Genomic DNA, 23179 nt, shown 5'->3' with positions numbered 1-23179 from the left:
TGCAGGGGGCTTGCGGAGCAAGGGGAGGTCGAATTTTTGTTGCGATTTCAGCACGCCGAGGTGCTCTCTTAAACTTGATCTATCCGTTCATGTTTAATTTGTTGACATCAATCATCATGTTTTCTAATCGCTTGATTAAGGCAGTTTTCTGCCTCTCGCCACGTTATTGCCGTATTTGAACCGGGCTGCCAAAACCGGTGCAACTCTTGCGCTGCGACCCCGTATGCCCGCTGAAAGGACTGCCATGTTTCTCCCGCGCTCGCGCTCTCTTCTTGTCACCTGCTCGGCCTTTGCCCTTTTCGCCTGCGCGACGGCGGCAGGCGCCCAGCAAGCAGCGCAGCCGGCGGCGGGCGACAGCACGGAGCTGAAGCCGATCGTTCTCAGCGGCAAGACGAGCCGGGTTTCCAAGGATGGCACGGCCGCCGATACGCCGCTCGCATCGGAAACGACACGGGAAACGATCCTCAATCGCGATATCCAGAGCCTCGATGATCTCGGCAATACGGTCGAGCCGGGCGTCAGCTTCGTCTCGGCGACGAAGAGCGTGAATATTCGCGGTCTGGAGGATGATCGTATTCTGACGACGATCGACGGCATTCCGCTGCCGTTCATGACCGACCCGGTGCGTGGCGCCTATGGCGGCGTCGATGCCTATGACTTTTCCGCGCTCTCGACGATCGACATCCTGCGGGGCGGCGATTCCAGCCGTGCCGGTTCGGGTGCGCTTGGCGGCGCGGTGATCCTGCGGACGCTGGAGCCGGAAGACGTTATCAGCGACGGCAAGGACTGGGGTGCGATCACCAAGTTTACGTATGACAGCAGCGACCGCTCTTTCGTCGGCTCGGCCGCAGTCGCCAAGAAGATCGAAAACACCTCGATCATGTTCCAGGGCAGCTACAAGAAGGGCCATCAGACGGAATCGAACGGTATCGTCGGCGGTTACGGCTCGGAACGCACCGAGGCCAATCCGCTCGGTTATGACAAGTCGAACCTGCTGTTCAAGCTGCGCCAGCAGCTGGAAGGCGGTCACATGATCGGCGTCACGGCCGAGCGCTTCAACAACAATTCCAACGAGGATCTCCGGCAGGAGCAGGGGGCGACCTATCAGGAAAACGCCTATGACCGGACGTCCGATCTGCGCCGCGAGCGCGTCTCGCTCGACTACCGTTACAACACGCTCGGCGATACGTTCATCGACAATGCCTGGGGATCGCTCTACTGGCAGCGCGTGCTGCGCACCGAAGGCCCGCGTGGCCTGCGCCTGACGCCGCCGGTCGGTGAATATTACCGCATCAGCGAAAAGACCGAGAAGGATATCGGTGCCGTCGGTGCCCTGACAGGGATCTACGACACCGGTTCGCTGAAGCACAAGATCACGCTCGGCGGCGATGTCTCCTTCTTCACCACGCACCAGTATATCGATGGCGGCGATACCTGCGACGAAACCATCCCAACGCCGTCTTCCTGCGCCTATTACCACAACAACCAGTCGGACGAACCGGATGTCGACGGTACCCGCCTCGGCTTCTATCTGGACGACAAGATCTCGATCGGAGACAGCGGTTTCTCGATCACCCCCGGCGTCCGTTTCGACTGGTTCGATTATCGGCCGTCCTCGACCGCGCAGTATGAAAACAACAGCGGTTATGCGGGCGTGCCTGCTGGCGTTTCCGACAGCCAGTTCTCGCCAAAAATCCGCGCGGCCTGGGAAGTGCGTCCGGATGTCGAGCTTTATGCGCAGTGGGCAATGGGCTTCAAGGCGCCGAGCGTCAGCCAGCTCTACAGCAATTACGACAATGCGCCGCTCTATCGGCAGATCGGCAATCCGGACCTCGAATCCGAAACGGTCAACGGTTTTGAAATCGGGGCCAATCTCGGCGACAGCGATTTCGGCGGCGGCGTAAAAGCCTTCTACAACAAGTACAAGAACTTCATCGACAGCGAGACCACCGTCGAGCCGGGCTACATGCTGGGCACGATCGAATATTTCAACCGCAGCCGCGTGAAGATCTGGGGCCTCGAAGGCAACATCCACAAGGCCTTCGACAACGGTATCTTCACCCGCGCCTCGCTTGCCTATGCCTATGGCGAAGACCTCGATACCGGTGAGCTGATCAACTCCGTTGCGCCGCTGAAGGGTATCGCGGCGATCGGTTACGAACAGGAAAACTGGGGCACGGAACTGCAGTTCACGGCGGTGAAGCGGGTCAGCAACCTGTCGACATCTTCGTTCAAGGCGCCGGGTTACGGCCTGTTCAACCTGACCGGCTGGTACCAGCCTGAACAGATGAAGGGCCTGCGCATCCAGGCCGGCATCTACAACATCTTCGACCGCACCTATTACGATGCGCTCGAAACCAAGGATATTGCCGCCACCAACGAGTCCAGCAACCGCGCCTTCTATTCGGAGCCGGGCCGGACCTTCAAGATCTCGCTGACGCAGCGGTTCTAAGACGCCAGGAAGCGGCGGGCTTCACGGGGACAGGAAGGCGGCACGGGCGATCGTGCCGCCTTTTTCGTTGGCGGCGTGTTTTCACGCTCCCTGAATCCGATAGTCTGGGGGCGACGCATCCTGTCCTATTCACAGCACGCCCGCGTTTCGCTAAGCATGCCCTGAAATTCAGGCCTTATGGAAAGCGGACGGAAAACAAGATGGCGGCTGTCAAATCGGATATCGAGATTGCGCGCGCGGCGACAAAGAAGCCGATCGCGGAGATTGGTGCGCGGCTCAACATTCCGTCCGATGCTCTGCTTCCCTATGGCCATGACAAGGCGAAGATCGGTGCCGATTTCCTGAAATCGCTCGGCGATCGTCCGGATGGCAAGCTGATCCTCGTCACCGCCATCAATCCGACGCCGGCCGGCGAAGGCAAGACGACGACCACGGTCGGCCTTGGCGACGGTCTCAACCGGATCGGCAAGAAGGCGATGATCTGCGTACGCGAGCCGTCTCTCGGGCCGTGTTTCGGTGTGAAGGGCGGAGCGGCCGGCGGCGGTTATGCGCAGGTCGTGCCGATGGAAGACATCAACCTGCATTTCACCGGCGATTTCCACGCCATCACCTCGGCCCACAATCTGCTGTCGGCGATGATCGACAACCACATCTACTGGGGCAACGAACTTGATATCGACACGCGCCGCGTCAGCTGGCGGCGGGTGATGGATATGAACGACCGGGCGCTGCGCGAAATCGTCAACTCGCTCGGCGGCGTCAAGAACGGGTTTCCGCGTGAAGGCGGGTTCGATATCACGGTTGCCTCGGAAGTCATGGCCATCCTTTGCCTCGCGGAAGATCTCGCCGATCTCGAGCGGCGGCTCGGTGATATCGTCGTCGCCTACCGCTTCGACCGTTCGCCGGTGTTTGCCCGCGATCTGAAGGCCGACAAGGCGATGGCGGTTCTGCTCAAGGATGCGATGCAGCCGAACCTGGTGCAGACGCTCGAAAACAATCCCGCCTTCGTGCATGGCGGCCCGTTTGCCAATATCGCCCATGGCTGCAATTCGGTGATCGCCACCAAGGCGGCGCTGAAGCTTGCCGATTTCGTGGTGACCGAAGCCGGTTTCGGCGCTGATCTCGGGGCGGAAAAATTCTTCGACATCAAGTGCCGCAAGGCAGGCCTGAAGCCGGCCGCCGCCGTCATCGTCGCGACCATCCGGGCGCTGAAGATGAACGGAGGCGTGAAGAAGGAAGATCTTGGTGCGGAAGACGTTGCGGCGCTGACGCGCGGTTGCGCCAATCTCGGCCGCCATATCGCCAATGTCCGAAAATTCGGCGTGCCGGTCGTCGTCGCCATCAACCATTTCATCTCCGATACGGATGCGGAAGTGGCGGCGATCAAGGACTATGTTTCCCATTCCGGCGCCGAGGCGATCCTCTGCCGTCACTGGGCCGAAGGCTCTGCCGGCATCGAGGAACTGTCGCGCAAGGTGGTCGAACTTGCCGATAGCGGCGTTGCCGATTTCAAGCCGATCTATGGCGACGATCTTCCGCTGATGGACAAGATCGAGGCGGTGGCCACGAAGATCTATCATGCCGGCGAAGTGACGGCTGAAAAGGCGGTGCGCGAGCAGCTGAAGGCCTGGGAGGACGCCGGTTACGGCAACCTGCCGGTCTGCATCGCCAAGACGCAATATTCCTTCTCCACCGACCCCAACCTGCGCGGTGTGCCGGAAGGCCATGTTGTGCATGTGCGCGAGGTGCGGCTTTCGGCCGGCGCCGGTTTCATCGTTGCCATTACCGGCGAGATCATGACCATGCCTGGTCTGCCGAAGGCGCCGGCGGCTGAGCGGATTTTCTTGAATGATGACGGGCTGATAGAGGGGCTTTTCTGAGGAGTTGAGTCAGGCGGTTGAGAGGTTGATTCAAGACGGCTTGAGCGTTTCAGAATTGCCCCTCACCCTAACCCTCTCCCCGCAGGCGGGGCGAGGGGACGTGCCCCGAGTTAGGCTGGAGAGGGGTGAGAGGTCGCGGCATATCCCTTCTCCCCGCGAGCGGGGAGAAGGGATATGCCGGATGAGGGGCAGAGCTCCCCACAGGCATTGCTAAGAACCGCATCTGAAGGGGGCAAGAACTCCTGCCTCACTCGCAAATCCGGTAGCCGCCCTTCCGGTCCATGATGTCGAGATGCAGATGGGTCTCGTGAGCAGCGTCGCTGCCGGGTGCCAGCACCGTCATGAAATGCAGGCAGGCGCCGGCTGTAGCGGTTTTCTGGAAGGCGCCTTCCAGCGTATGGTCATCGTCGCGCGGCTTCATTTCCATCTTCTCGCCATTGTCGAACTTGAAGGCGGCGACGTCGAAGGCGTTGCCTCGGGCGTGTTCGGAAATTTTTCCCGTCGCCGCGCTGTTGCGCAGGCGGCAGGCATAGGTGGAGCCCGGCACGATGCTGGTAATCCTGCGGCCGGGCTTGGCGATGTTGAGGGCCGGCTGGACGGTGTCCTTCAGCCAATGGGCCATGGTGAGCGCCGTCTCGCAGCGCATCGTGGCGCCGCCGAGCGACAGGCCGGGTAAAACTTCGGCGACATCGATCGGATGTTCGATGCCGCAGCCGTCGCCTTCGTCGATCGGGTCGGTCGGCTCGAATTTCGCGCCGATGGCGGACAGATCGGCAAGGCAGGCCTTCAGCTTTTCCGGGTCTTCCTTGACGATCGGAGGCGGGGGTGGAGAGGCCGGCTTTTCGGCGGTTTCCTCGTCCTGCTTGCCCTCGGGTTTCGTTTCGTCCTCGCGCGCCTGTTCGGGTTTGGTGGCGTCCTTACCGCCGGCCTTGTCATCGCTCGCATCGGCGGTGCCCGTGTCGGGGCCTGTTTCCGGTTTGGCGAGTGGCTTTGGCACTTCGGCCTCATGCGCCGGTTCGCTGTCGGTTGCCGGCTGGACGACGGTTGGTGCAACAGCGGCGGCGCCAACGGCACCAGCACTGGCGGCCGGGACGGGGGGCTTGGTTTCGGCGGTATCCGTTTTTGCGGTCGTCGGGGCCGTCGGCTTTTCGCTGTCCTGGGATTCCGGAGCGGGTTTTTCGGCGGGAGCTTTTTCGGCCGCCTTGTCGTCGGTCTTCTCCGGCTGAGCGGTTGCTGCCGGCTTGCCGGATGTTTCGGGCTTGACGGAATTGGCTTCTGCCTTGGAGGTTGTTGCTTGATCGTCTGCCGGAGCGACAGGTTTGGCGGGCTGGTTGCCTGCCTGCTTTGCCGTCGAGTTTTCGGCCGGATTACCCTTGTCGTTCTGAGCCTGCTTTTCGCGCTCCTGCACGGCTGCGGCGTCGCCTGAAGTCGCAGGCTTCTCCGCCGGCACCGGAATGTTGCTGGCGACAGGCGGCTGCGGCGCCTTGCTGCGGGTCTCGTTGTTGCGCGGCGCGCGGTGGCGGGTCGCGGGCTTTTGGCGCCGCATGCCGCTGTCTTCGAGGAAACGGCCGAGGAAATCGACCTGCACGACATCGGCCGACTGTGAGGCCGGTGCCGGCCGGGCAAGTGACAGGTTTGGCGGCAGGGCGGCGCCGGCGATGATGGGCAGGCTTGCCAGAACGGCGATCCATGATGTCCGGATCCGCAAGGTCCGTGTCCATGACTTCCGCATGCCTTCTCCTTCCCGCATATCGAAGGCCGGATTTTCCGGCCGGTATGGGTTTGCGGGCAACCATAGCCTCTGCTCCGGTTGCCCCGTGGCATGGTGAACGCGCAGAAGCCGGATTTGGTCGCATCGCGGCTGCAGAAAAGAGGGCGTTGCTGCCTTAAGCAAATTCGCTTGCGCACCGGCCAAAGCCACGCTAACAATTCCGCCCATGACGATTTCGATGAACAACGGTAACTGGTGGTGGGTACGCTTCGCGCGGCCTTGACCAGTCATGTCCATCGACAAGACGACACCAAGCCGCCCGGAACCCGAGGCGGCTTTTTTGTTGGCTGCCGAGGAACCGGGCGCCACATCCTGGAAGGCGGAACATGGTAACGGTAATTCAAGACGACGGTTCGGAAACCTACACGACGCGCGGTGGCATCGAGATCCGGCGGCAGCGCCGGCCGGCAGAATATGCAACTGCCATCTCGTCCTATGTCGACAAGCTCGACGAGCGGCGCGGTGCGGTGTTTTCCTCCAATTATGAATATCCCGGCCGCTACACGCGATGGGATACGGCCATCGTCGATCCGCCACTCGGCATTTCCTGCAATGGCCGAAAGATCTGGGTCGAGGCCTATAACGAGCGCGGCGAGGTTTTGCTGAATTTCGTTGCGGCCAAGCTGGCGACGATTGAGGAACTGTCGCTTGGCGAGCGTTCCGCACGCCGTCTCGATCTGACCGTGAATGCTCCGTCGCGCGTCTTCACCGAGGAAGAGCGCTCGAAAATGCCGACCGTGTTTACGGCGCTGCGGGCGATCGTCGATCTGTTCTATTCGGATGCCGATAGCGCGATCGGCCTGTTCGGCGCTTTCGGTTACGATCTTGCCTTCCAGTTCGACGCGATCAAGCTTTCCATGGCGCGGCCGGAAGACCAGCGCGACATGGTTCTGTTCCTGCCTGACGAGATTTTAGTCGTCGACCATCACCAGGCCAAGGCCTGGATCGACCGCTACGATTTTTCCAGGGATGGCGAGACGACGGACGGAAAGTCTTTTGACATCACGCCAGAACCTTTCGAGCGCACCACGGTGCAGCCGCCGAAGGGCGATCACAAGCCGGGCGAATATGCGAGCCTCGTCACCAAGGCGAAGGAAAGTTTTCGCCGCGGTGACCTGTTCGAGGTCGTCCCGGGCCAGAAGTTCATGGAGCGCTGCGACTCGAAGCCATCGGAAATTTCGAACCGGCTGAAGGCGATCAATCCGTCGCCCTATTCCTTCTTCATCAATCTCGGCCACCAGGAATATCTGATCGGCGCCTCGCCGGAAATGTTCGTGCGTGTCTCCGGCCGTCGCATCGAGACCTGCCCGATTTCGGGCACGATCCGCCGTGGCGAGGATGCGATCGCCGATAGCGAACAGATCCTGAAGCTTCTGAACTCCAAGAAGGACGAGTCGGAACTGACGATGTGTTCCGACGTCGACCGCAACGACAAGAGCCGTGTTTGCGAGCCGGGTTCGGTCAAGGTGATCGGCCGTCGCCAGATCGAGATGTATTCGCGCCTCATCCACACGGTCGACCATATCGAGGGCCGGCTGCGGACCGACATGGATGCGTTCGACGGTTTCCTCAGCCACGCCTGGGCCGTCACCGTCACCGGTGCACCAAAACTCTGGGCGATGCGTTTTATCGAAGGCCATGAAAAGAGCCCGCGCGCCTGGTATGGCGGGGCGATCGGCATGGTCGGTTTCAATGGCGACATGAATACCGGCCTGACGCTGCGCACCATCCGCATCAAGGACGGTATTGCCGAAGTGCGTGCCGGCGCGACGCTGCTGAACGACAGTGATCCGCATGAGGAAGAGGCCGAAACCGAACTGAAGGCCTCCGCCATGCTGGCCGCCATCCGCGATGCACGGGCCGGCAATACGGCCAAGGCCGGTCGTGATGTCGCCAAGGTCGGGCAGGGGGTCAAGATCCTGCTGGTCGATCACGAGGACAGTTTTGTCCATACGCTCGCCAACTATTTCCGCCAGACGGGGGCGACGGTTTCCACCGTGCGCTCGCCGGTGCCGGAAGAGGTCTTTGATCGGTTCGATCCGGATCTTGTCGTGCTGTCGCCCGGACCTGGCAACCCGAAGGATTTCGACTGCAAGGCGACGATCAAGGCCGCGCGCGCAAAAGACCTGCCGATCTTCGGTGTCTGCCTCGGCCTGCAGGCGCTGGCGGAAGCCTATGGCGGCGAACTGCGGCATCTGGCTTTGCCGATGCACGGAAAACCGTCGCGGATCCGGGTTCTGGAACCGGGTATCGTGTTCTCCGGGCTTGCGAAGGAAGTGACGGTCGGCCGTTACCACTCGATCTTTGCCGATCCGGCGACGCTGCATCCGGATTTCATCATCACCGCCGAAAGCGAGGATGGCACGATCATGGGCATCGAGCACGCCAAGGAGCCGATCGCGGCCGTGCAGTTCCACCCGGAATCGATCATGACGCTTGGCGGCGATGCCGGCATGCGGATGATCGAGAATGTCGTGGCGCATCTGTCGCGGAAGCGGGCGACGAAGGCGGCTTGAGGTGGTCGATCAGCGTGAGGTAATGGGTTCGATTGCGATCGAACCCATTCGCGAGGATCATGTCGAGAGCTTTCGTCAGGCTCTCGACATCGTGGCGCGTGAGCGAAAATACCTGATCTTTCTGGAGGCGCCGTCTGTCGAGCAGATGCGCGCCTTCGTGCTGGACAATATCGCAGCCGGCCATCCGCACAGAGTTGCGGTTGCCGGTGGCGAGGTCGTCGGCTGGTGCGACATCCGCCGGCTGGCGCGGGACGCACAGGCCCATTGCGGCGTGCTCGGCATGGGCGTCATTCCCGGCTACCGGGATCGCGGACTTGGCCGCAAGTTGATCCTGTCGGCGCTCGAGGCTGCAAAACATGCGGGGCTGCGCCGGGTTGAGTTGCACGCGCATGCGGACAATACCCGCGCGATCGCCCTTTATGAAAAGGTCGGTTTTCTCCATGAAGGGATCGCGCGCGATGCGGTCAGGATCGATGGCCGGTATATAGACAGCGTCCTGATGGCGAAGATTTTCGACTAGGACTGGGCCGGCTTCCTCACCACCCGCATCTGCATGTCCTGCCGCACCGAAAAACCGAGCGACTGGTAAAGAGAGATCGCGCCGGTATTGGTCTTGTAGGCATGCAGGTAAACCGCCTCATCGCGGGCGGAAATTTCGCCGGCGACGAATTTGAACATCCGTTTTCCAAAACCCTTGCCCTGAAAATCCGGATGGGTGCAGAGACCGCTCAGCTCGGCAAAACCCGGCTGGCGCATGCGCTGGCCGGCCATGGCGACGAGGCGGCCGTCGATGCGGACACCCCAGAACGTGCCGAGTGCCTGGGCGCGCAAGGTGAACGGGCCGGGTTTTGTCAGCGTTGCAAGTTCCAGCATGTTGGCGGCGTCACTTTCGCCGAGTTTTTCGATGCGTGGGTCTTCGATCCGTTCAAAGGGCCGCTCGGCGAGCATCTGGACCAGCACCGCTTCCGTCAGCATTTCCAGATCCGGCGGGGCGACAATATTTCCCGCCTCGACAAGAACCATGGTTTCGGACGGGGCGGGCAGGGTGGCGAGAGCTGCCAGGCTTTCCGGCGTATCGTCGGCAGCAGCTGCGAAGGGGACGATCGAGGGCGGGTAGCGTCTTGCCAAAGGCGAACCTTCGGCAAAGCCGGCATGGGTGCTGGCAAGGGCCGTCCATGCGGGGCGGTCAAGAACGTGGTTCATTGTCTATATCCCTGGTCTTGCGGGTGCGTTGAAGCAATGTCTGTTCGCCGAGCCCATCCTCGATGGCCGCGAGCTGGTCGAGAAGCGGGCCGTCGAGGTCGCCGCAGAGGTCGCGGACTGCCGCCTCTATGCTTGGCCATACGGTTGTTTGCGAGAAGGTAGCCAATTCCTGTCCGGCCTGGGTCAGTGAGATCTTGCGGCGGCGCTGGTCGTCGTCTGCCACCGAAATCTCCACAAGCCCGGCATCCGCCATCTGGCCGATGGTGCGTGTGGCACCCGGTTGCGTGATGCCGACCGCTTCGGCAAGTTCGCCGACCGTCAGGGGGCCGTCCCGGTTCAGCGCCGCCAGAAAGGGATATTGCGCGGCCGGGATCGTCAGCTCGAACTCGCGGATCACTTCCTGCGTATTGGCCTGCAATAGTTCGCCGACACGCCGCAGGCGGGTGCCCAGCGTCAGCAAGCCGAAATCACGAACGATATCCTTGGGCACGATTCCTCGCTTCTTATATGAATAACAGGATATATAACGTGTTATATAAATGAGCGCAGCGGGAGTTTCAATGGGTCTTGGCTGCATGAAGAAGAGAGTAGGGATGCGGCTCGGCAAAGCCCGCTTTTTGCGCGAATGCCTGCCGCGCCAATGGCGAAGGCCGTTGCGCTGGTTCTCCGGGCCTATTCCCGAGGGACGCCTTTCGGTGTCACCCACAGGCTTGAAATGACGGGATCGATTTCCTCTCCCTCGGCAATGACCGGAAGGCCCCATGGTGGCAGCCAGGCTGCCTTCGAGCTGGTATCGACATGTAGGTTCTTGCCGATCTTCGGATCGCAGTCGAGCGTGCCGAGCGGCAGAAGCAGGTTGCCGAGGTCGGCAGGATCGCGGCTATAAATCAACGCGCCACAGCAGCTTGCGAAAAAATGCTCGGTACCGGCTGCGTGCTGCCAGCTGCGGACGAGGTGCCGACCGACCAGCACGTTCATGACCGAAGCCTCGACCCGCGCCGTACTGCTGAAGCCGGAACCGGACTGTTTGCGGCAGCCCTGGCAATAACAGTGATTGACCGGGCCGTTCAGGCTTCCGGCGATCTCATAACGGATCTTTCCGCATGCACAGGAGCCTTTCAACATCGCGTGCGCCTCCATCCCCGCCGTTCAGAACGGTGCCAGCATCGGGATCAGCGCCATGGCGATGAGCAGCCCGAGCGGCAGCGAGCCGGCGAGTGTCGTCAGGATGGTGGCGAGGCTCGTTCCCGGATGGGCGAACCTGCGCTCTATTTCCGTCCGCGCGACGCCTTCCTTTTCGAGGAGCCGCGTCACTTCATCCTCGCTCTGCGCCTTCCGCACCGTCACGTCCGGCTCGGAAAGATTGTTGTCCGAGAGGGATATGATGACATGGTAGCCGCTCGTCGGGCTCGGATAGACCGCGATGCGCCGTGCATTCTGCTTGCCTGCGTCTACGTAGAAATCCATCTCATCCTCTCGAAGGATATTTTAGATTTTTCTTATTTACATGATCGCGACGGGCGTGGTTGGACTTGCTGGCTTTAACCCTAACTGGAAAGCTTAATGGCGCGGTTGCGGTGGTGCGCCTGTCTGCAACGCCCATTTGCTGCCGCCCCTTTGACAGAATGCGCGGTTTGAGGCATAGGAGCGCCACCAGAAACCGCCGCAGCGAGACTTTCGCCGCGGCGGTTTCGTCGTTTTGGATATGCGCTTCTGCTAATCGTTCGCAGACGCAAGAGCGGTATCGCCCAAGAGGGATTTTGCAATGGCAAGAGAGGTAAACCTGGTCGAGCGGCTTGCCATGTGGGGCATTCCGCTCTCGCTCGTCGTGCTGGGCCTGAAACTTCTGGCCTGGTGGGTGACGGGGTCGGTGGCGCTGCTTTCGGACGGGCTGGAATCGCTCGTCAACGTGGCTGCCGCCTTCATCGCCTATTTCGTCATCCGCTATGCGCAGCGGCCGGCCGACCACGATCACCAGTTCGGCCATCACAAGGCGGAGTATATTTCCGCCGTCGTCGAGGGCGTGCTGATCGTCGTCGCTGCCGTGCTGATCATCCAGGAAGCCTGGGGGGCACTGTCTGCACCGAGCATGCCGGAAACGCCATGGCTCGGCCTCGGCATCAATGCGCTGGCCGGTGTCATCAATGCCGTCTGGGCGACGATCCTCATTCGCGTCGGCAAGCAACATCGGTCGCCGGCCATGACGGCGGATGGCCAGCATATCATGTCGGACGTGGTGACCTCGGCCGGCGTTTTTGTCGGCCTCGTGCTCGCCGTCCTGACCGGTTACACGATCCTTGATCCGCTGCTCGCCATCTTCGTTGCCATCAACATTCTCTGGCAGGGTTACAAGGTGATCACCCATTCGCTCGGCGGGCTGATGGACAAGGCGCTGGAGCCCGATGAAGAGGCGGCCGTGCGGGAAGTGATCGCCACTCATGCGGCGGGCGTGCTCGGTGTGCACGATCTCAAGTCGCGCCGGGCAGGGGCAGCGGCATTTATCGATTTTCACCTCGTCGTGCCGGCCTCGATGTCGGTCGGCGAGGCGCATGATATCTGTGACCGCTTGGAAGATGCGATCAAAGAGGTTATTCCCGGCGCCTCATTGGCAATCCATGTGGAGCCCGAAGGCGAGCGCGCCCATGGACAGAATGTGGAAGTCGAAGGACATACGAGCTCGGAAGGAATGAGCAAATGACGATGACGGATGTAAGCGGGCTTTCGCAGCTCGGACAGCAGGTCGAGGCTCCGACGAGCCCGGAAACCGCGGTGCTGGAAAAAGTGCCGAACGGCAATCAGGGCACGGATTACGTGGTGCGTTTCACCGCACCGGAATTCACCTCGCTCTGCCCGATGACCGGCCAGCCGGATTTCGCGCATATCGTCATCGATTACATCCCGGATGGTTTTCTGGTGGAATCGAAGTCGCTGAAGCTTTTCCTGCACTCCTTCCGCAATCACGGCGCCTTCCACGAGGATTGCTCCGTCTATATCGCCAAGCGGATCGTCGAACTGCTCAATCCGAAATGGCTGCGCATCGGCGCCTACTGGTATCCGCGCGGCGGCATTCCGATCGACGTCTTCTGGCAGACCGGCGAAGCGCCGAAGGGTGTATGGCTGCCGGAACAGGGTGTCGCGACTTATCGCGGACGTGGGTGAGGCGCGACGGCTTGCCGGCAAAACGCTCCAGTGGAGCGTTTTGAGCACCGAACGCGCTGAGCCAAAGCGAAGCGCCGGGGTGGCTAACTCAACGGCCACCCTTCAAAAGAAATCGGCCCTGAGCGCCCAGCCCGCGGGCGTTCGAAACAGGTAGATCGAACCTCCGTCGCCGACCCCGAAACGGCCCTTTTCGGTGCTGTCGATCTGCAGGCAGAATTTTGCCTCTTTCGGCCAGTCCGCACCCTGGATCCAGGTCGGCCAGCCGCCGAGCTTGACCGGGCAGACCATGCGATAGGGCTCAGTCTCGCGCACGAAACGGCTGTCGAAGAACCAGTCCATATCGTCGGAACGGGCAACACTGTCCGGGATCTTGAAGGCGGTGTCTTCCCAGCTCGGCTGTTCGTCGACAACGGCACGCCAAAGAAGCGGAAAGCTCGGAAATATTTCTGTTTCGCGGTAACCCGGACCGATCGGCACGAGGTTGTCGAGCGAGGGATAGGTCCTGATCGCAAACCCTTGACCGTCGATCGCGTCATGCAAGGGGACTTCTTCCGGGTCGATCCAGATCGTCATGAGGGCCATGCCTGACAGCAGGGGCGGGATCTGTGGAAGCTCGTCGATGCGGATCTGGACGAGCGGATGCAGTGGGCGGCCCGATCTGGTGCAGACGGGAATGGTCTCGTTTTCTGCAGCCAGGAAATTTGCGCCCCACCAGCTTCTCGCACGGTTTTCCTTGTCGGGTTTCTCTCCGCCTATTTCACCGAATATGGCGGGTTTCGCCAGCTGCCGCACCGTCTCCAGCGCGGTCTGCGTCTCGGCGACTGTTGGTGGCCGGTCTTCGCGGACGGGCGCCTTCTCATCTCGCTCGCGAATACCGAACATCTGTTTCAGACGCGTCACCACATCCATTCCGCCGCTCCATCTCCATTCCCGGTCTTTGGGCAATTAAGGCTTCATGCCGTGGCGGCAACCGCGGGGTTTTGGGGCGGGCATAAAAAAGCGCCGGCACATTGCTGGCCGGCGCTTCTTCGAGCATGAGGGGCGCTTGGGAGGATCGCGTTACACGTTCATGCTGTCGTCGTCATCAAAACTGCTGCCGAAATCCGACTGGTCGTCGCCGCCGTAATCGGCCTGTTGCCAGCCATCATTAGAGGGCGCGTTGTCGGCGGGATTGTTGTCCGAGGCTTCGCGAACAGCATCATCGCCAAAATAGTTGTTGTTGATGATGGTTTCTTCCACCGGTGCCGCAGCTTGCTCCGTGCCGCCGAGGCCGAGCGCATTGGCGGCGGAATGGCCGCCAAAGATGCCGGAAAGCGAATTGGCAAGCAGCATGCCACCGGCGACGCCGGCCGCCGTGCCAAGCGCGCCGCGCAAGAAGCTGCCGCCGGCAGACGGTGCCGCCTGTTGCTGCTGGCCGCCCCAGGGGCCGCCATAACCGGCGGAAGGTGCTGGCGCGCGATAACCGTCGTCATAGGGGCGCATCTGCTGTTGCGGCTGCTGCGGGCGGGCGCCCCACGGTCCCGAAGCACCGGACGCTGCCGGGCTCTGCTGCGGCTGCTGGCTGGAGCCGAAAATGCCGCTGAGGAAGCCGCCGCTCTGGGCTGCGGGCTGGCGGTTGTCCGCACCTTCTTCCAGCGTGCGAACACGCTCTTCCAGTTCCTTGATGCGGGCGGCTGCCGCTTCGAGGCCCTTTTCCTGAACGATTACCGCCTGGGACAGGTAATAGGCGGCATAGGGCTGTTCCTTCGTCGCCTGCTCGATCAGCATCTCGGCATCGCGGTCGCGCGGGGTCGAGGATGCCGTGCGCACGCGGTCGAACAGGGCGGTGAGAAGTTGGCGCTCTTCGGGTGACATCGTCTCTGCTCCTTGAAGACTGTTGTCCGTCAGACTGTGTTCGTCTGATCAAGGAGGTAGGAAGGGAATGCGGCTTTTCAAAGCGGCACTCCCTTAAATCTCGGTAATCTTCCGGTACCGCGGTTAAGGTACGAGGCGCGGTGCCGTCACGTCATGAAACGGCTATCAGCCGAAGATCAGCGAGAGGCCGAGCAGAGCGGTAACGGCGCCGAGAACACGGGCGATATAGGGGCTGAAACGGGCAATGCCCATGCCGAGCGCGATACCGGCAAGGTGCAGGACGGCGGTCGCAATCATGAAGCCGATGCCGAACTGCAGGGCGCCGGCGCTGCCGAGTTCGCCGCCATGGGCATGGCCGTGGAATAGGGCGAAAACGCCGACGATTGCGGCGCAGGCGGCAGTCGGAAGTTTCGCGGCGATGGCAACCAGCAGGCCCAGCGCGATGACGGAAGCGAGGATCGCCGGTTCAACGAAGGGCAGCTGAACACCGGCGATCGCAAGAAGGAAGCCAACGGCCATGGTGCCGACGAAAGCGGAGGGAACGATCCACAGGGCGCGACGGCTGCCGGACGCGGCGATCTGGGCTGCCCAGAGGCCGACCGAGACCATGACGAGGATATGGTCGGCGCCGAAGAAGGGATGCGAGAAGCCGGCGAGGAAGGAACCGTGTTCAGCCGGGTTCAGATGCGCGAAGGCGGGTGCCGTGCCGGTTGCGGCAAGGATGGCGGCGGAAAGCGAAAGACGTCTGAACATGGCGGTCCCCTGAATTCATTTTTGTAGAACTGGGGTCGAAGATATTCGGGCGATTTTTGCCTGTCCACCGTCAATCGACGTAGCTTCGGCTTTCTCCCGGCTCGGCTTCCTACCGCGTGTTCACCTTAGTCTCTTTCCCGCATTGTTTTACGGCCGCGAACACATTATGTCCCTTACATGAATTCCATGCAGGAGATCCTGATGTACGACGAAGACGACAACGACGACAAGACGAAGGAACTGCCGCTCGGCAAGGAAACGGAGGCGAATCTTTTCAAGTCGCGTTCCATCTTCATCTATGGCGGCATCACCCAGGAACTGGCGCAGAAGGTCAACACGCAGCTTGTGGCACTCGCTGCCGCCAGCGACGAAGATATCCGCGTCTACGTCAATTCTCCGGGCGGCCATGTGGAATCGGGCGATTCGATCCATGACATGGTCAAGTTCATCAAGCCGAAGGTCTGGATGATCGGTACCGGCTGGGTCGCTTCCGCCGGCGCGCTGATCTATGTGTCGGCTCCGAAGGAGCGCCGCATTTGCCTGCCGAACACCCGCTTCCTGCTTCATCAACCGTCGGGCGGCACCCGCGGCATGGCATCCGACATCGAGATCCAGGCCCGCGAGATCATCAAGATGAACGAACGCTTGAACAAGATCATGGCGGACGCGACCGGCCAGCCGATCGAAAAGATCGCTGCCGATACCGACCGCGACTACTGGCTCTCTGCCGAAGAAGCCAAGGCTTACGGCCTGGTTTCGCGCATCGTCACCAGCCAGTCCGAGATCTGATCCTTTGATCTCCTGAATATCCAGAGCCCCCGCTTTCGAGATGAAGGCGGGGGCTTTTTCTTGCCCGCATTTCAGACGAGAGTTTTCCAATGGCTATCCAGAAATCCCATTCCAAGGCGACCGAAGAGGTCATCAAGATCCCGGCGATCGGGCTCGATCTGACGGTGCGCGTCGCCCCGTCGATCACCGGTGGCGAGTTCTGCTTCATCGATACCGTCAATGCCCCGGGCTTCGGCCCGCCGCGCCACCGGCATGAGGAGACGGAAATCTTCCGGGTGATCGAGGGGCGCTACCTGTTCGAAGTGGATGGCGAGCAGTTTTATGCGGAGGAGGGGGATGTGGTGACGGTGCCCGGCGGGGCCGCGCATGCCTTCGTCAATGTCACCGACAAGCCGGCCCGGCAATATATCCTGATCGCACCGGCCTTCGATGCCGCCGCCTTCTTTACCGGGCTCGGAGAGGTGATGAAGAATGGTCGTCCCGATACGGCGGTGCTGAACGCCTTCGCCACCGAATGGCGGATGGAATTTCTGGGGCCGCCGCTTGCCGTACCGACAGCTGGCTGATCTCAGCTCGCCTTGGCGGGCAGGGCGATCGGGCGATGTTCGCTCTGCCAATTGCCAGCAAAGGTGACGAAATCGTCGGCCGACATCGGCTTTGCAAAGGCATAACCCTGCAGGATCTGACAGCCGAGGCTGCGCAGGATCTCGATATGGGCTGCCGTCTCGACGCCTTCGGCAACGATCTCGATGCCCTGCGAGCGGCCGATCTCGATGATCGAGGCGACCAGCCTGCGCTGAGAGCCGGAAGCGTCGAGCGGTGAAATCAGCTGGCGGTCGATCTTCAGCCGCTTGGGGCCGAGCTCGAGCAGGCTGACGATCGAGGCGTGGCCGGTGCCGAAGTCGTCGATCTCGATATCGATGCCGGCTTCCTTGAGGCGCCAGATCGTGTCGCGCAGGCTCTTGTCCTGGCCGTCGAAGGAGATCGATTCCAGAAGCTCGAAGGACAGTGTTCCCGGCATGATCGGGCGGCTGGCAATCTGCTCGAACAGGGTTTCGTCCTTCAGGCGCTGCGCCGAGACGTTGACGGACAGATGCGGCACGACAAGGCCGAGCGCCTTCCAGCGAGTGGACTGGAACAATGCCTGCTGCAGGATGATCGAATCGATGTCCGCCGAGCGATGCAGGCTTTCGGCGATGTCCAAGAATTGGTCGGGACCGATCAGGCCGCGGGTCGGGTGCTGCCAGCGGGCAAGCGCCTCGACACCGACGATATCGAGCGACTGGGCATCGAATTGCGGCTGGAAGAAAGGAACGATCTGGTCGCTTTCGATCGCGGTCAGAAGCTCGTCCGAGGTGCGTTTGGTGAAGATCGCCGTCTGCAGCAGGTTTTCGGAAAATACTTCCATGCGGTTGCGGCCGCGTTTCTTGGCTTCATAAAGCGCCACATCCGCATTGACGAGAAGCTGGCGCGGTTCCTCGCCGCCAAGCGTCTGGATCGCGACGCCGGCGCTGCAGCCGACATGGCATTTGTGGCCGTCGACGATGATCGGCTTGACCAGCGCGCGCACGATCGAACGGGCAAGCGTCTTGGCACGTTCTTCCGGTGCCGGGCCGCTGGTGACGACGACAAACTCGTCGCCGCCGATACGGGCGGAAAATTCGTCATTGTCGACGAGCTTGAGGAGGCGCGACGTCGTCTGGCGCAGAACCTCGTCGCCGGCGGCATGGCCGAGTGTGTCGTTGACTTCCTTGAAGCGGTCCAGATCGAAATGGATGAAGGCCAGCCGGTGGTTCGGGCTATGGGAGCGGGCGGCATCCATAAACTGGTCGAGAAAGCGGCGATTGGGCAGACCGGTCAGGGCGTCATGCAGCGACTGGTGTTCCAGCGTGCGGCGGGTGGCGCGTAGCTCGTCATTCTGTTCTTCGGCGCGGGAGCGCGCATCGCGCAGGTCCGTCTGCAGGTCGACGTCCTCGGTCACATCCCAGTTGGCGCCGACGATGCGCAGCACGCCGGAAGAGGTGGTGTAGGTGGTTCCATGGGCCCTGACATGGCGGGTATCCCCATTGGCCGACAGGACGCGGAACTGGGTGATATAGGGCAGATTGTCATCCATTGCCCTCAAGAGAAGCCGTTCCGCCTCGAGCAGATCGTCGGGATGAATGGCGCAGCGCCAGTCTTCGTAGCTGAAATTTTCCTGGCCGGACGGGGCGGAAAAGATCTCGCGCAGGCGGCGATCCCAGACCAGCGTATCGGTCGACGGCTCGTATTCCCAGACGCCGATTTCGGAGGCTTCCAGCGCCAGCGCCAGCCGGTGGCCGACGGCTTCCAGTTCTTCCTCGCGGTGCTGCAGGATGACGATATTGCGCTGGCGCTGCTTCATCAGAATGCCGGCCCAGACGAGGGGGGCTACGATGGCGAAGGCGATCAGTGCGGCATAGATGCGGAAGACGGCGAGTTCCGGCGGCGAAGTCTGCCAGCCGCCCTTGGGAACGGCGGCGAGATACCATGTATCATAACCGAGCTCGATGCGGCTCTTTACCGGCTCTTCCGAGAAGACGCGTCTCTGGCCAAGGAAGATATCGGCATCAGACGGCGCCGGGCGCTGCGAGATGGCGATATCGAGCGTCTGGCGCTCGGTGCCGATATTGCTGTCCTCATAAAGCCGGTCGAGATCGATGACGGCCGAGACGACGCCCCAGAACCGGCCGTTCGAAACGGAAAAGATCGGATAGCGGGCGATCAGGCCGGTGCCGCCCTGGACGAGATTGATCGGGCCGGTGATGACCAGTGAACGGCGCTGCACGGCCTGGAGTGCGGCAGGTCCCTGTTTGGTATCGGTCCGGTAATCAAGACCGAGGGCCTGCTGGTTGCCGGGCTCGGGATAGACGAAACGGACGACCATTTCCGGCGCCGCGACGACATTGCGAAGCTGGGAGGGGACCGTGAATATCCGCTCGGAGAGGGCGGCAAATTGCGGCTGGTTGATATTGGGATTGGCAGCGACCGCCGCGGCAAGGCCATGGACCAGATTGACGTTGCCGTGGATATTGGTCTCGAGGCTTGCCGCCACCTTGGCCAGCTGTTCGGCGGCACGCAGGCGCTGGCTTGCAAGATATTGCTCGCGCTCCTCGCTTTCGGCACGGATGAGCCCGATCGCAACGGCGACAATGACAATGATGGCCGGCAGAAAATAATTGAGCCCGATCCCTTTGGGTAGCGGCATCCTGGATTTGATGGGCAAAATCGATCGGGTCATGGGAGTTTCCGGCACAAGTGGCTCGATTGTGCTGGAGAAGATTTAATTTATTCTAATATCTTGGCGAATTACGGCTGGCCTATGCCTTGATAAACGTTGGTATTGCTTCGAAAATCTTAAGATGCCACGGAAAACGCCATCCATGGCCACGGCCTGATGGGGTGATCGACCGAAGGTGGCAGGCCGGGTGCGCGTACCGGATGACGGCGCGTTACCCTTGTCTTGCCGGTGGTCCTATGCTCCATGCGGAATTCCGATCTTTGCGAGCTGGCTGCATGTTCAAGGACTTTTCCCTCTCCGCCCTGATGATGGGTGTTCTGACCGCTTTCGTCGGCTTCATCAGCTCGTTTGCCGTCATCATGCAGGGCCTGAAGGCGATGGGCGCGACGGGTGACGAGATCGCATCCGGCCTGCTGGCGCTGGGGATTGCCATGGGCGTGCTGGCGATCGGCTTTTCGGCCTGGCTGAAAATGCCGATCAGCATTGCCTGGTCGACGCCGGGGGCGGCGCTGCTTTCGGGTATCGGCGCGATCGAGGGCGGGTTTCCGGCCGCGGTCGGCGCCTTCGTCATCTGTGGCGTGCTGATCGCGCTTTGTGGCCTGTTTCGCCCGCTCGGCCGGGCGATCCGGGCCATTCCGGCGCCGCTTGCCAATGCCATGCTTGCTGGCGTGCTGCTCAGCCTGTGTCTGGCGCCGGTCAAGGCGGTGTCCTTCAATCCCGCGCTCGGCCTGCCCATCGTGCTCACCTGGGCCGTGGTCGTCTCCCGCTGGCGGCTCCTAGCCGTGCCGGCTGCGCTTTTGGCGATGATCGTCGTCCTGTTCTTCGGCGTCGATCTGCCGGCCGACATGATGGCCGAGCTCGGGCAGGCGATCCATCCGCAATTCACCTTCGTCGAGCCGGTCTTCACCCTGCATGGCGTGATCTCGGTGGCCGTGCCGCTGTTCATCGTGACCATGGCATCACAGAACATTCCGGGCATCGCGATCCTGAAAGCGCATGGCTACGAGCCGCCACCCGGGCCGCTTTTCGTTGCGACCGGCTTCTTTTCCGCCCTGGTCGGTCTCGTGGGTGCCGTGCCCGCCAACATGGCGGCCATCACAGCGGCGATGTGCGCCAGCGAGGACGCTCATCCCGATCCGAACCGGCGTTACTGGGCGGCAATCGTCGGTGGCTTTGCCTATATCCTGCTCGGGCTCGTGGCCGGCGGCATTATCGCCTTCGTCTCGCTCGCGCCACCGATTCTTCTGCAGGCGGTGGCCGGCCTTGGCCTTGTCGGTGCGTTTTCAAACGCTGCCTTTGCGGCTTACCGCGAACCGGAAACCCGCGAGGCGGCCGCGATCACCTTTCTGGTGACGGCTTCCGGGCTGTCCTTTGCCGGTATTTCCGGGGCTTTCTGGGGTCTAGTTGCCGGTGGGGTGATGATGGGGCTGCGACGGGTGCTTCATTCGCCAAAAATCTGAGCAGGCCCTTGCCTCATTTTTCGACCGCAGTTATACATCCTGCCCATGACCATGACAGGCGCAATCATGTCCGACCGTCAGCCGACCTGCCGCACCGCGGCCGGGGCGTCGGTATTTGCGCTTCTCTCGCTTCTTAGCCTCGACCTTACGCGCGGTTGCCGGGTCCGTTGAGGAGCGCCCGGCGGCCGAAACGCCTGCCGGCATAAGAGCTCCTCGTAAACTCACCCCTGACTAAGACATAGACCTTCAATAGGTCGCCATCCGTTCGTTACAGACCTGCGATAACGCGGCTGCGGCTGATGGCACGAGACGAGGACGACATCATGGACGCCAAGACTTCCAATTCCGCAAAAACCATGGCCAACGCGGCGAACAAGTACCGCGCCTATCCGGCCATCAACATTCCCGACCGCACCTGGCCTTCGAAAGTGATCGAAAAGGCACCGATCTGGTGTTCGGTCGATCTGCGCGACGGCAACCAGTCGCTGGTCAACCCGATGGGCCATGACCGCAAGGCCCGCATGTTCAAGCTGTTGCTCGACATGGGTTTCAAGGAAATCGAGATCGGCTTCCCGTCGGCTTCGCAGACCGATTTCGACTTCGCCCGCTGGTGCGTGGAAGAGGGCGGCGTGCCGGAGGACGTGTCCCTGCAGGTTCTGGTCCAGTGCCGGCCGGAGCTGATCACCCGCACGTTCGAATCGCTCGAAGGCGCGCACAAGCCGATCATCCACTTCTACAATTCGACCTCCGAATTGCAGCGCCGCGTCGTGTTTGGCAAGGACGTTGCTGGCATCAAGCAGATCGCGGTTGATGCGGCCAAGATGATCACCGACATGGCGGCCAAGGCCGGCGGTGGCTACCGGTTCGAATATTCGCCGGAAAGCTTTACCGGTACCGAGCTCGAAGTCGCTCTGGAAATCTGCAATGCCGTCATTGCCGAGATGAAGCCGACGCCGGACAACAAGCTGATCCTCAATCTGCCGTCCACCGTCGAGATGGCGACGCCGAACATCTATGCCGACCAGATCGAATGGATGTGCCGCAATATCGACAACCGCGAAAACGTCATTATCTCGCTGCATCCGCATAATGACCGCGGCACCGGTATTGCCGCGACCGAACTCGGCCTGATGGCCGGCGCCGACCGCGTCGAAGGCACTTTGTTCGGCAATGGTGAGCGCACCGGCAATGTCGACGTCGTGACGCTGGCGCTCAACATGTATACGCAGGGGATCGATCCGGAGCTGGATTGCTCGGATATCGAGCGGATCAAGGACGTTTACGAATATTCGAACGAGATGGTTATTCCGGAACGTCACCCTTATGTCGGCGAACTGGTCTACACGGCCTTCTCAGGCTCGCATCAGGATGCGATCAACAAGGGCATGAAGGCGATCAAGATCGCCAACGACCCGCATTGGGAAGTGCCCTATCTGCCGATCGATCCGCGCGATGTCGGCCGCTCCTATGAGGCGATCATCCGCATCAACTCGCAGTCGGGCAAGGGCGGTATCGCCTATATCCTGCAGCAGGATTACGGCCTGAACCTGCCGCGCAACCTGCAGGTGGAGTTCCGCGAGGATATTCAGCGGATCACCGACGAGGAAGGCAAGGAACTGTCTTCCAGGCGCATCTATGACCGCTTCATGGAACGGTATGTGGAGCAGCCGGGGGCGCGCCTGAAATTCGTCGATCACCACACCTATCCGTCCGAGCCGAACCACAAGGGTATTCGCGTGGTGGCCGCCGAGATCACGGATCGCGGCGAGGTGAAGCGGATCGAGGGCAAGGGCACCGGCCCGATCGACGGCTTTATCAACGCGCTGTCGACCTATCTCGGCATCGACTTGTCTGTTGCCGATTATTCGGAACATTCGCTGCAGCACGGCTCGAACGCTTCGGCCATCGCCTATGTCGAGATGGAATATCCGGGCGGCAAACTCTTTGGCGCGGGCGTGAACACGAATATCGTGGCAGCTTCGCTCGAGGCGATTGTTTCGGCTGCCAACCGCGTGTTGGAAAGCCGGGGCTGAGCATGCGCTGCCAATCAGCCGCATGATGTAGCAAAGGCCGCCTTTCGGGG

The 23179-nt window shown here is 61.4% G+C and carries 19 protein-coding genes; 10 read left to right on the top strand and 9 right to left on the bottom strand.

Translation table 11 applies throughout. The features are described 5' to 3' along the window. Positions 1 to 244 precede the first annotated feature (244 nt). Together FHW37_RS13235 and FHW37_RS13230 are read left to right on the top strand one after the other, a co-directional pair. Positions 245 to 2452: a TonB-dependent hemoglobin/transferrin/lactoferrin family receptor gene (locus FHW37_RS13235; protein ID WP_145637147.1), complete on the top strand. Its 2208-nt coding sequence runs from the start codon at positions 245 to 247 to the stop codon at positions 2450 to 2452. 200 nt (positions 2453 to 2652) lie between these two features. Beyond that, complete coding sequence (locus FHW37_RS13230; RefSeq protein WP_145637144.1) at positions 2653 to 4332, top strand: formate--tetrahydrofolate ligase; 1680 nt, start codon at positions 2653 to 2655, stop codon at positions 4330 to 4332. A 247-nt stretch (positions 4333 to 4579) separates the two neighbouring features. Here FHW37_RS13230 and FHW37_RS13220 read toward each other — a convergent pair whose 3' ends face one another. Then, complete coding sequence (locus tag FHW37_RS13220) at positions 4580 to 6064, bottom strand: extensin family protein (RefSeq protein ID WP_186458243.1); 1485 nt, start codon at positions 6062 to 6064, stop codon at positions 4580 to 4582. Positions 6065 to 6429: 365 nt separating this feature from the next. On the opposite strand from FHW37_RS13220, the gene FHW37_RS13215 reads away from it, so the two are divergent. After that, positions 6430 to 8619, top strand: coding sequence for an anthranilate synthase (locus FHW37_RS13215; RefSeq protein ID WP_145637138.1), 2190 nt, complete (start codon positions 6430 to 6432; stop codon positions 8617 to 8619). 22 nt (positions 8620 to 8641) lie between these two features. Then, the gene (locus FHW37_RS13210) at positions 8642 to 9139 is read left to right on the top strand and encodes a GNAT family N-acetyltransferase (RefSeq protein ID WP_145638027.1); all 498 of its coding nucleotides are present in this window, start codon (positions 8642 to 8644) and stop codon (positions 9137 to 9139) included. Here FHW37_RS13210 and FHW37_RS13205 read toward each other — a convergent pair. From FHW37_RS13205 to FHW37_RS13190, 4 genes are all read right to left on the bottom strand, one after another. Beyond that, positions 9136 to 9822: a GNAT family N-acetyltransferase gene (locus tag FHW37_RS13205; RefSeq protein ID WP_145637136.1), complete on the bottom strand. Its 687-nt coding sequence runs from the start codon at positions 9820 to 9822 to the stop codon at positions 9136 to 9138. The genes FHW37_RS13210 and FHW37_RS13205 overlap by 4 nt on opposite strands. Beyond that, positions 9806 to 10312, bottom strand: coding sequence for a MarR family winged helix-turn-helix transcriptional regulator (locus FHW37_RS13200; protein ID WP_145637133.1), 507 nt, complete (start codon positions 10310 to 10312; stop codon positions 9806 to 9808). The genes FHW37_RS13205 and FHW37_RS13200 overlap by 17 nt, the downstream gene beginning before the upstream one ends. Before the next feature lie 182 nt (positions 10313 to 10494). Beyond that, positions 10495 to 10947 (bottom strand): GFA family protein, encoded by a 453-nt coding sequence (locus FHW37_RS13195; protein WP_186458242.1) that lies wholly within the window; start codon positions 10945 to 10947, stop codon positions 10495 to 10497. 24 nt (positions 10948 to 10971) lie between these two features. Continuing rightward, positions 10972 to 11289 carry a hypothetical protein gene (locus FHW37_RS13190; RefSeq protein ID WP_145637128.1) on the bottom strand — a complete coding sequence of 106 codons (318 nt, stop codon included), beginning with the start codon at positions 11287 to 11289 and terminating at the stop codon, positions 10972 to 10974. Between the two features lie 298 nt (positions 11290 to 11587). Here FHW37_RS13190 and FHW37_RS13185 point away from each other — a divergent pair, with 298 nt between their 5' ends. Next, the gene (locus FHW37_RS13185; protein ID WP_145637125.1) at positions 11588 to 12520 is read left to right on the top strand and encodes a cation diffusion facilitator family transporter; all 933 of its coding nucleotides are present in this window, start codon (positions 11588 to 11590) and stop codon (positions 12518 to 12520) included. Then, entirely contained in the window at positions 12517 to 12981 is a 465-nt protein-coding gene (queF, locus tag FHW37_RS13180; protein ID WP_145637122.1) for a preQ(1) synthase, read from the top strand. The genes FHW37_RS13185 and queF overlap by 4 nt, the downstream gene beginning before the upstream one ends. Positions 12982 to 13083: 102 nt before the next feature. Here the strand turns inward: queF and FHW37_RS13175 are convergent, their stop codons facing one another. From FHW37_RS13175 to FHW37_RS13165, 3 genes are all read right to left on the bottom strand, one after another. After that, positions 13084 to 13890 (bottom strand): DUF1963 domain-containing protein, encoded by an 807-nt coding sequence (locus FHW37_RS13175; RefSeq protein ID WP_145637119.1) that lies wholly within the window; start codon positions 13888 to 13890, stop codon positions 13084 to 13086. A gap of 150 nt (positions 13891 to 14040) precedes the next feature. Continuing rightward, complete coding sequence (locus FHW37_RS13170) at positions 14041 to 14835, bottom strand: DUF2076 domain-containing protein (RefSeq protein WP_145637116.1); 795 nt, start codon at positions 14833 to 14835, stop codon at positions 14041 to 14043. Between the two features lie 165 nt (positions 14836 to 15000). After that, positions 15001 to 15588, bottom strand: a complete 588-nt coding sequence (locus FHW37_RS13165; RefSeq protein ID WP_145637095.1) for a HupE/UreJ family protein — start codon at positions 15586 to 15588, stop codon at positions 15001 to 15003. A gap of 201 nt (positions 15589 to 15789) precedes the next feature. Between FHW37_RS13165 and FHW37_RS13160 the strand changes: the two genes are divergently transcribed. Together FHW37_RS13160 and FHW37_RS13155 are read left to right on the top strand one after the other, a co-directional pair. Beyond that, complete coding sequence (locus FHW37_RS13160) at positions 15790 to 16377, top strand: ATP-dependent Clp protease proteolytic subunit (protein WP_145637093.1); 588 nt, start codon at positions 15790 to 15792, stop codon at positions 16375 to 16377. Positions 16378 to 16466: 89 nt separating this feature from the next. Further along, positions 16467 to 16943: a cupin domain-containing protein gene (locus FHW37_RS13155; protein ID WP_145637090.1), complete on the top strand. Its 477-nt coding sequence runs from the start codon at positions 16467 to 16469 to the stop codon at positions 16941 to 16943. 2 nt (positions 16944 to 16945) lie between these two features. On the opposite strand, the gene FHW37_RS13150 is transcribed toward FHW37_RS13155, so the two are convergent. After that, positions 16946 to 19636: a bifunctional diguanylate cyclase/phosphodiesterase gene (locus FHW37_RS13150; RefSeq protein ID WP_145637087.1), complete on the bottom strand. Its 2691-nt coding sequence runs from the start codon at positions 19634 to 19636 to the stop codon at positions 16946 to 16948. Positions 19637 to 19911: 275 nt separating this feature from the next. On the opposite strand from FHW37_RS13150, the gene FHW37_RS13145 reads away from it, so the two are divergent. Further along, the gene (locus tag FHW37_RS13145; protein ID WP_145637084.1) at positions 19912 to 21096 is read left to right on the top strand and encodes a benzoate/H(+) symporter BenE family transporter; all 1185 of its coding nucleotides are present in this window, start codon (positions 19912 to 19914) and stop codon (positions 21094 to 21096) included. Positions 21097 to 21419: 323 nt separating this feature from the next. Then, the gene (leuA, locus tag FHW37_RS13140) at positions 21420 to 23129 is read left to right on the top strand and encodes a 2-isopropylmalate synthase (RefSeq protein ID WP_145637081.1); all 1710 of its coding nucleotides are present in this window, start codon (positions 21420 to 21422) and stop codon (positions 23127 to 23129) included. The last annotated feature ends 50 nt before the right edge of the window (positions 23130 to 23179 follow it).

The sequence above is a fragment of the Neorhizobium alkalisoli genome, assembly GCF_007829835.1.
Lineage (GTDB): Bacteria > Pseudomonadota > Alphaproteobacteria > Rhizobiales > Rhizobiaceae > Neorhizobium.
Note: the sequence above shows the minus strand (reverse complement) of the source record. Positions and strands in the feature narration are given on the sequence as shown.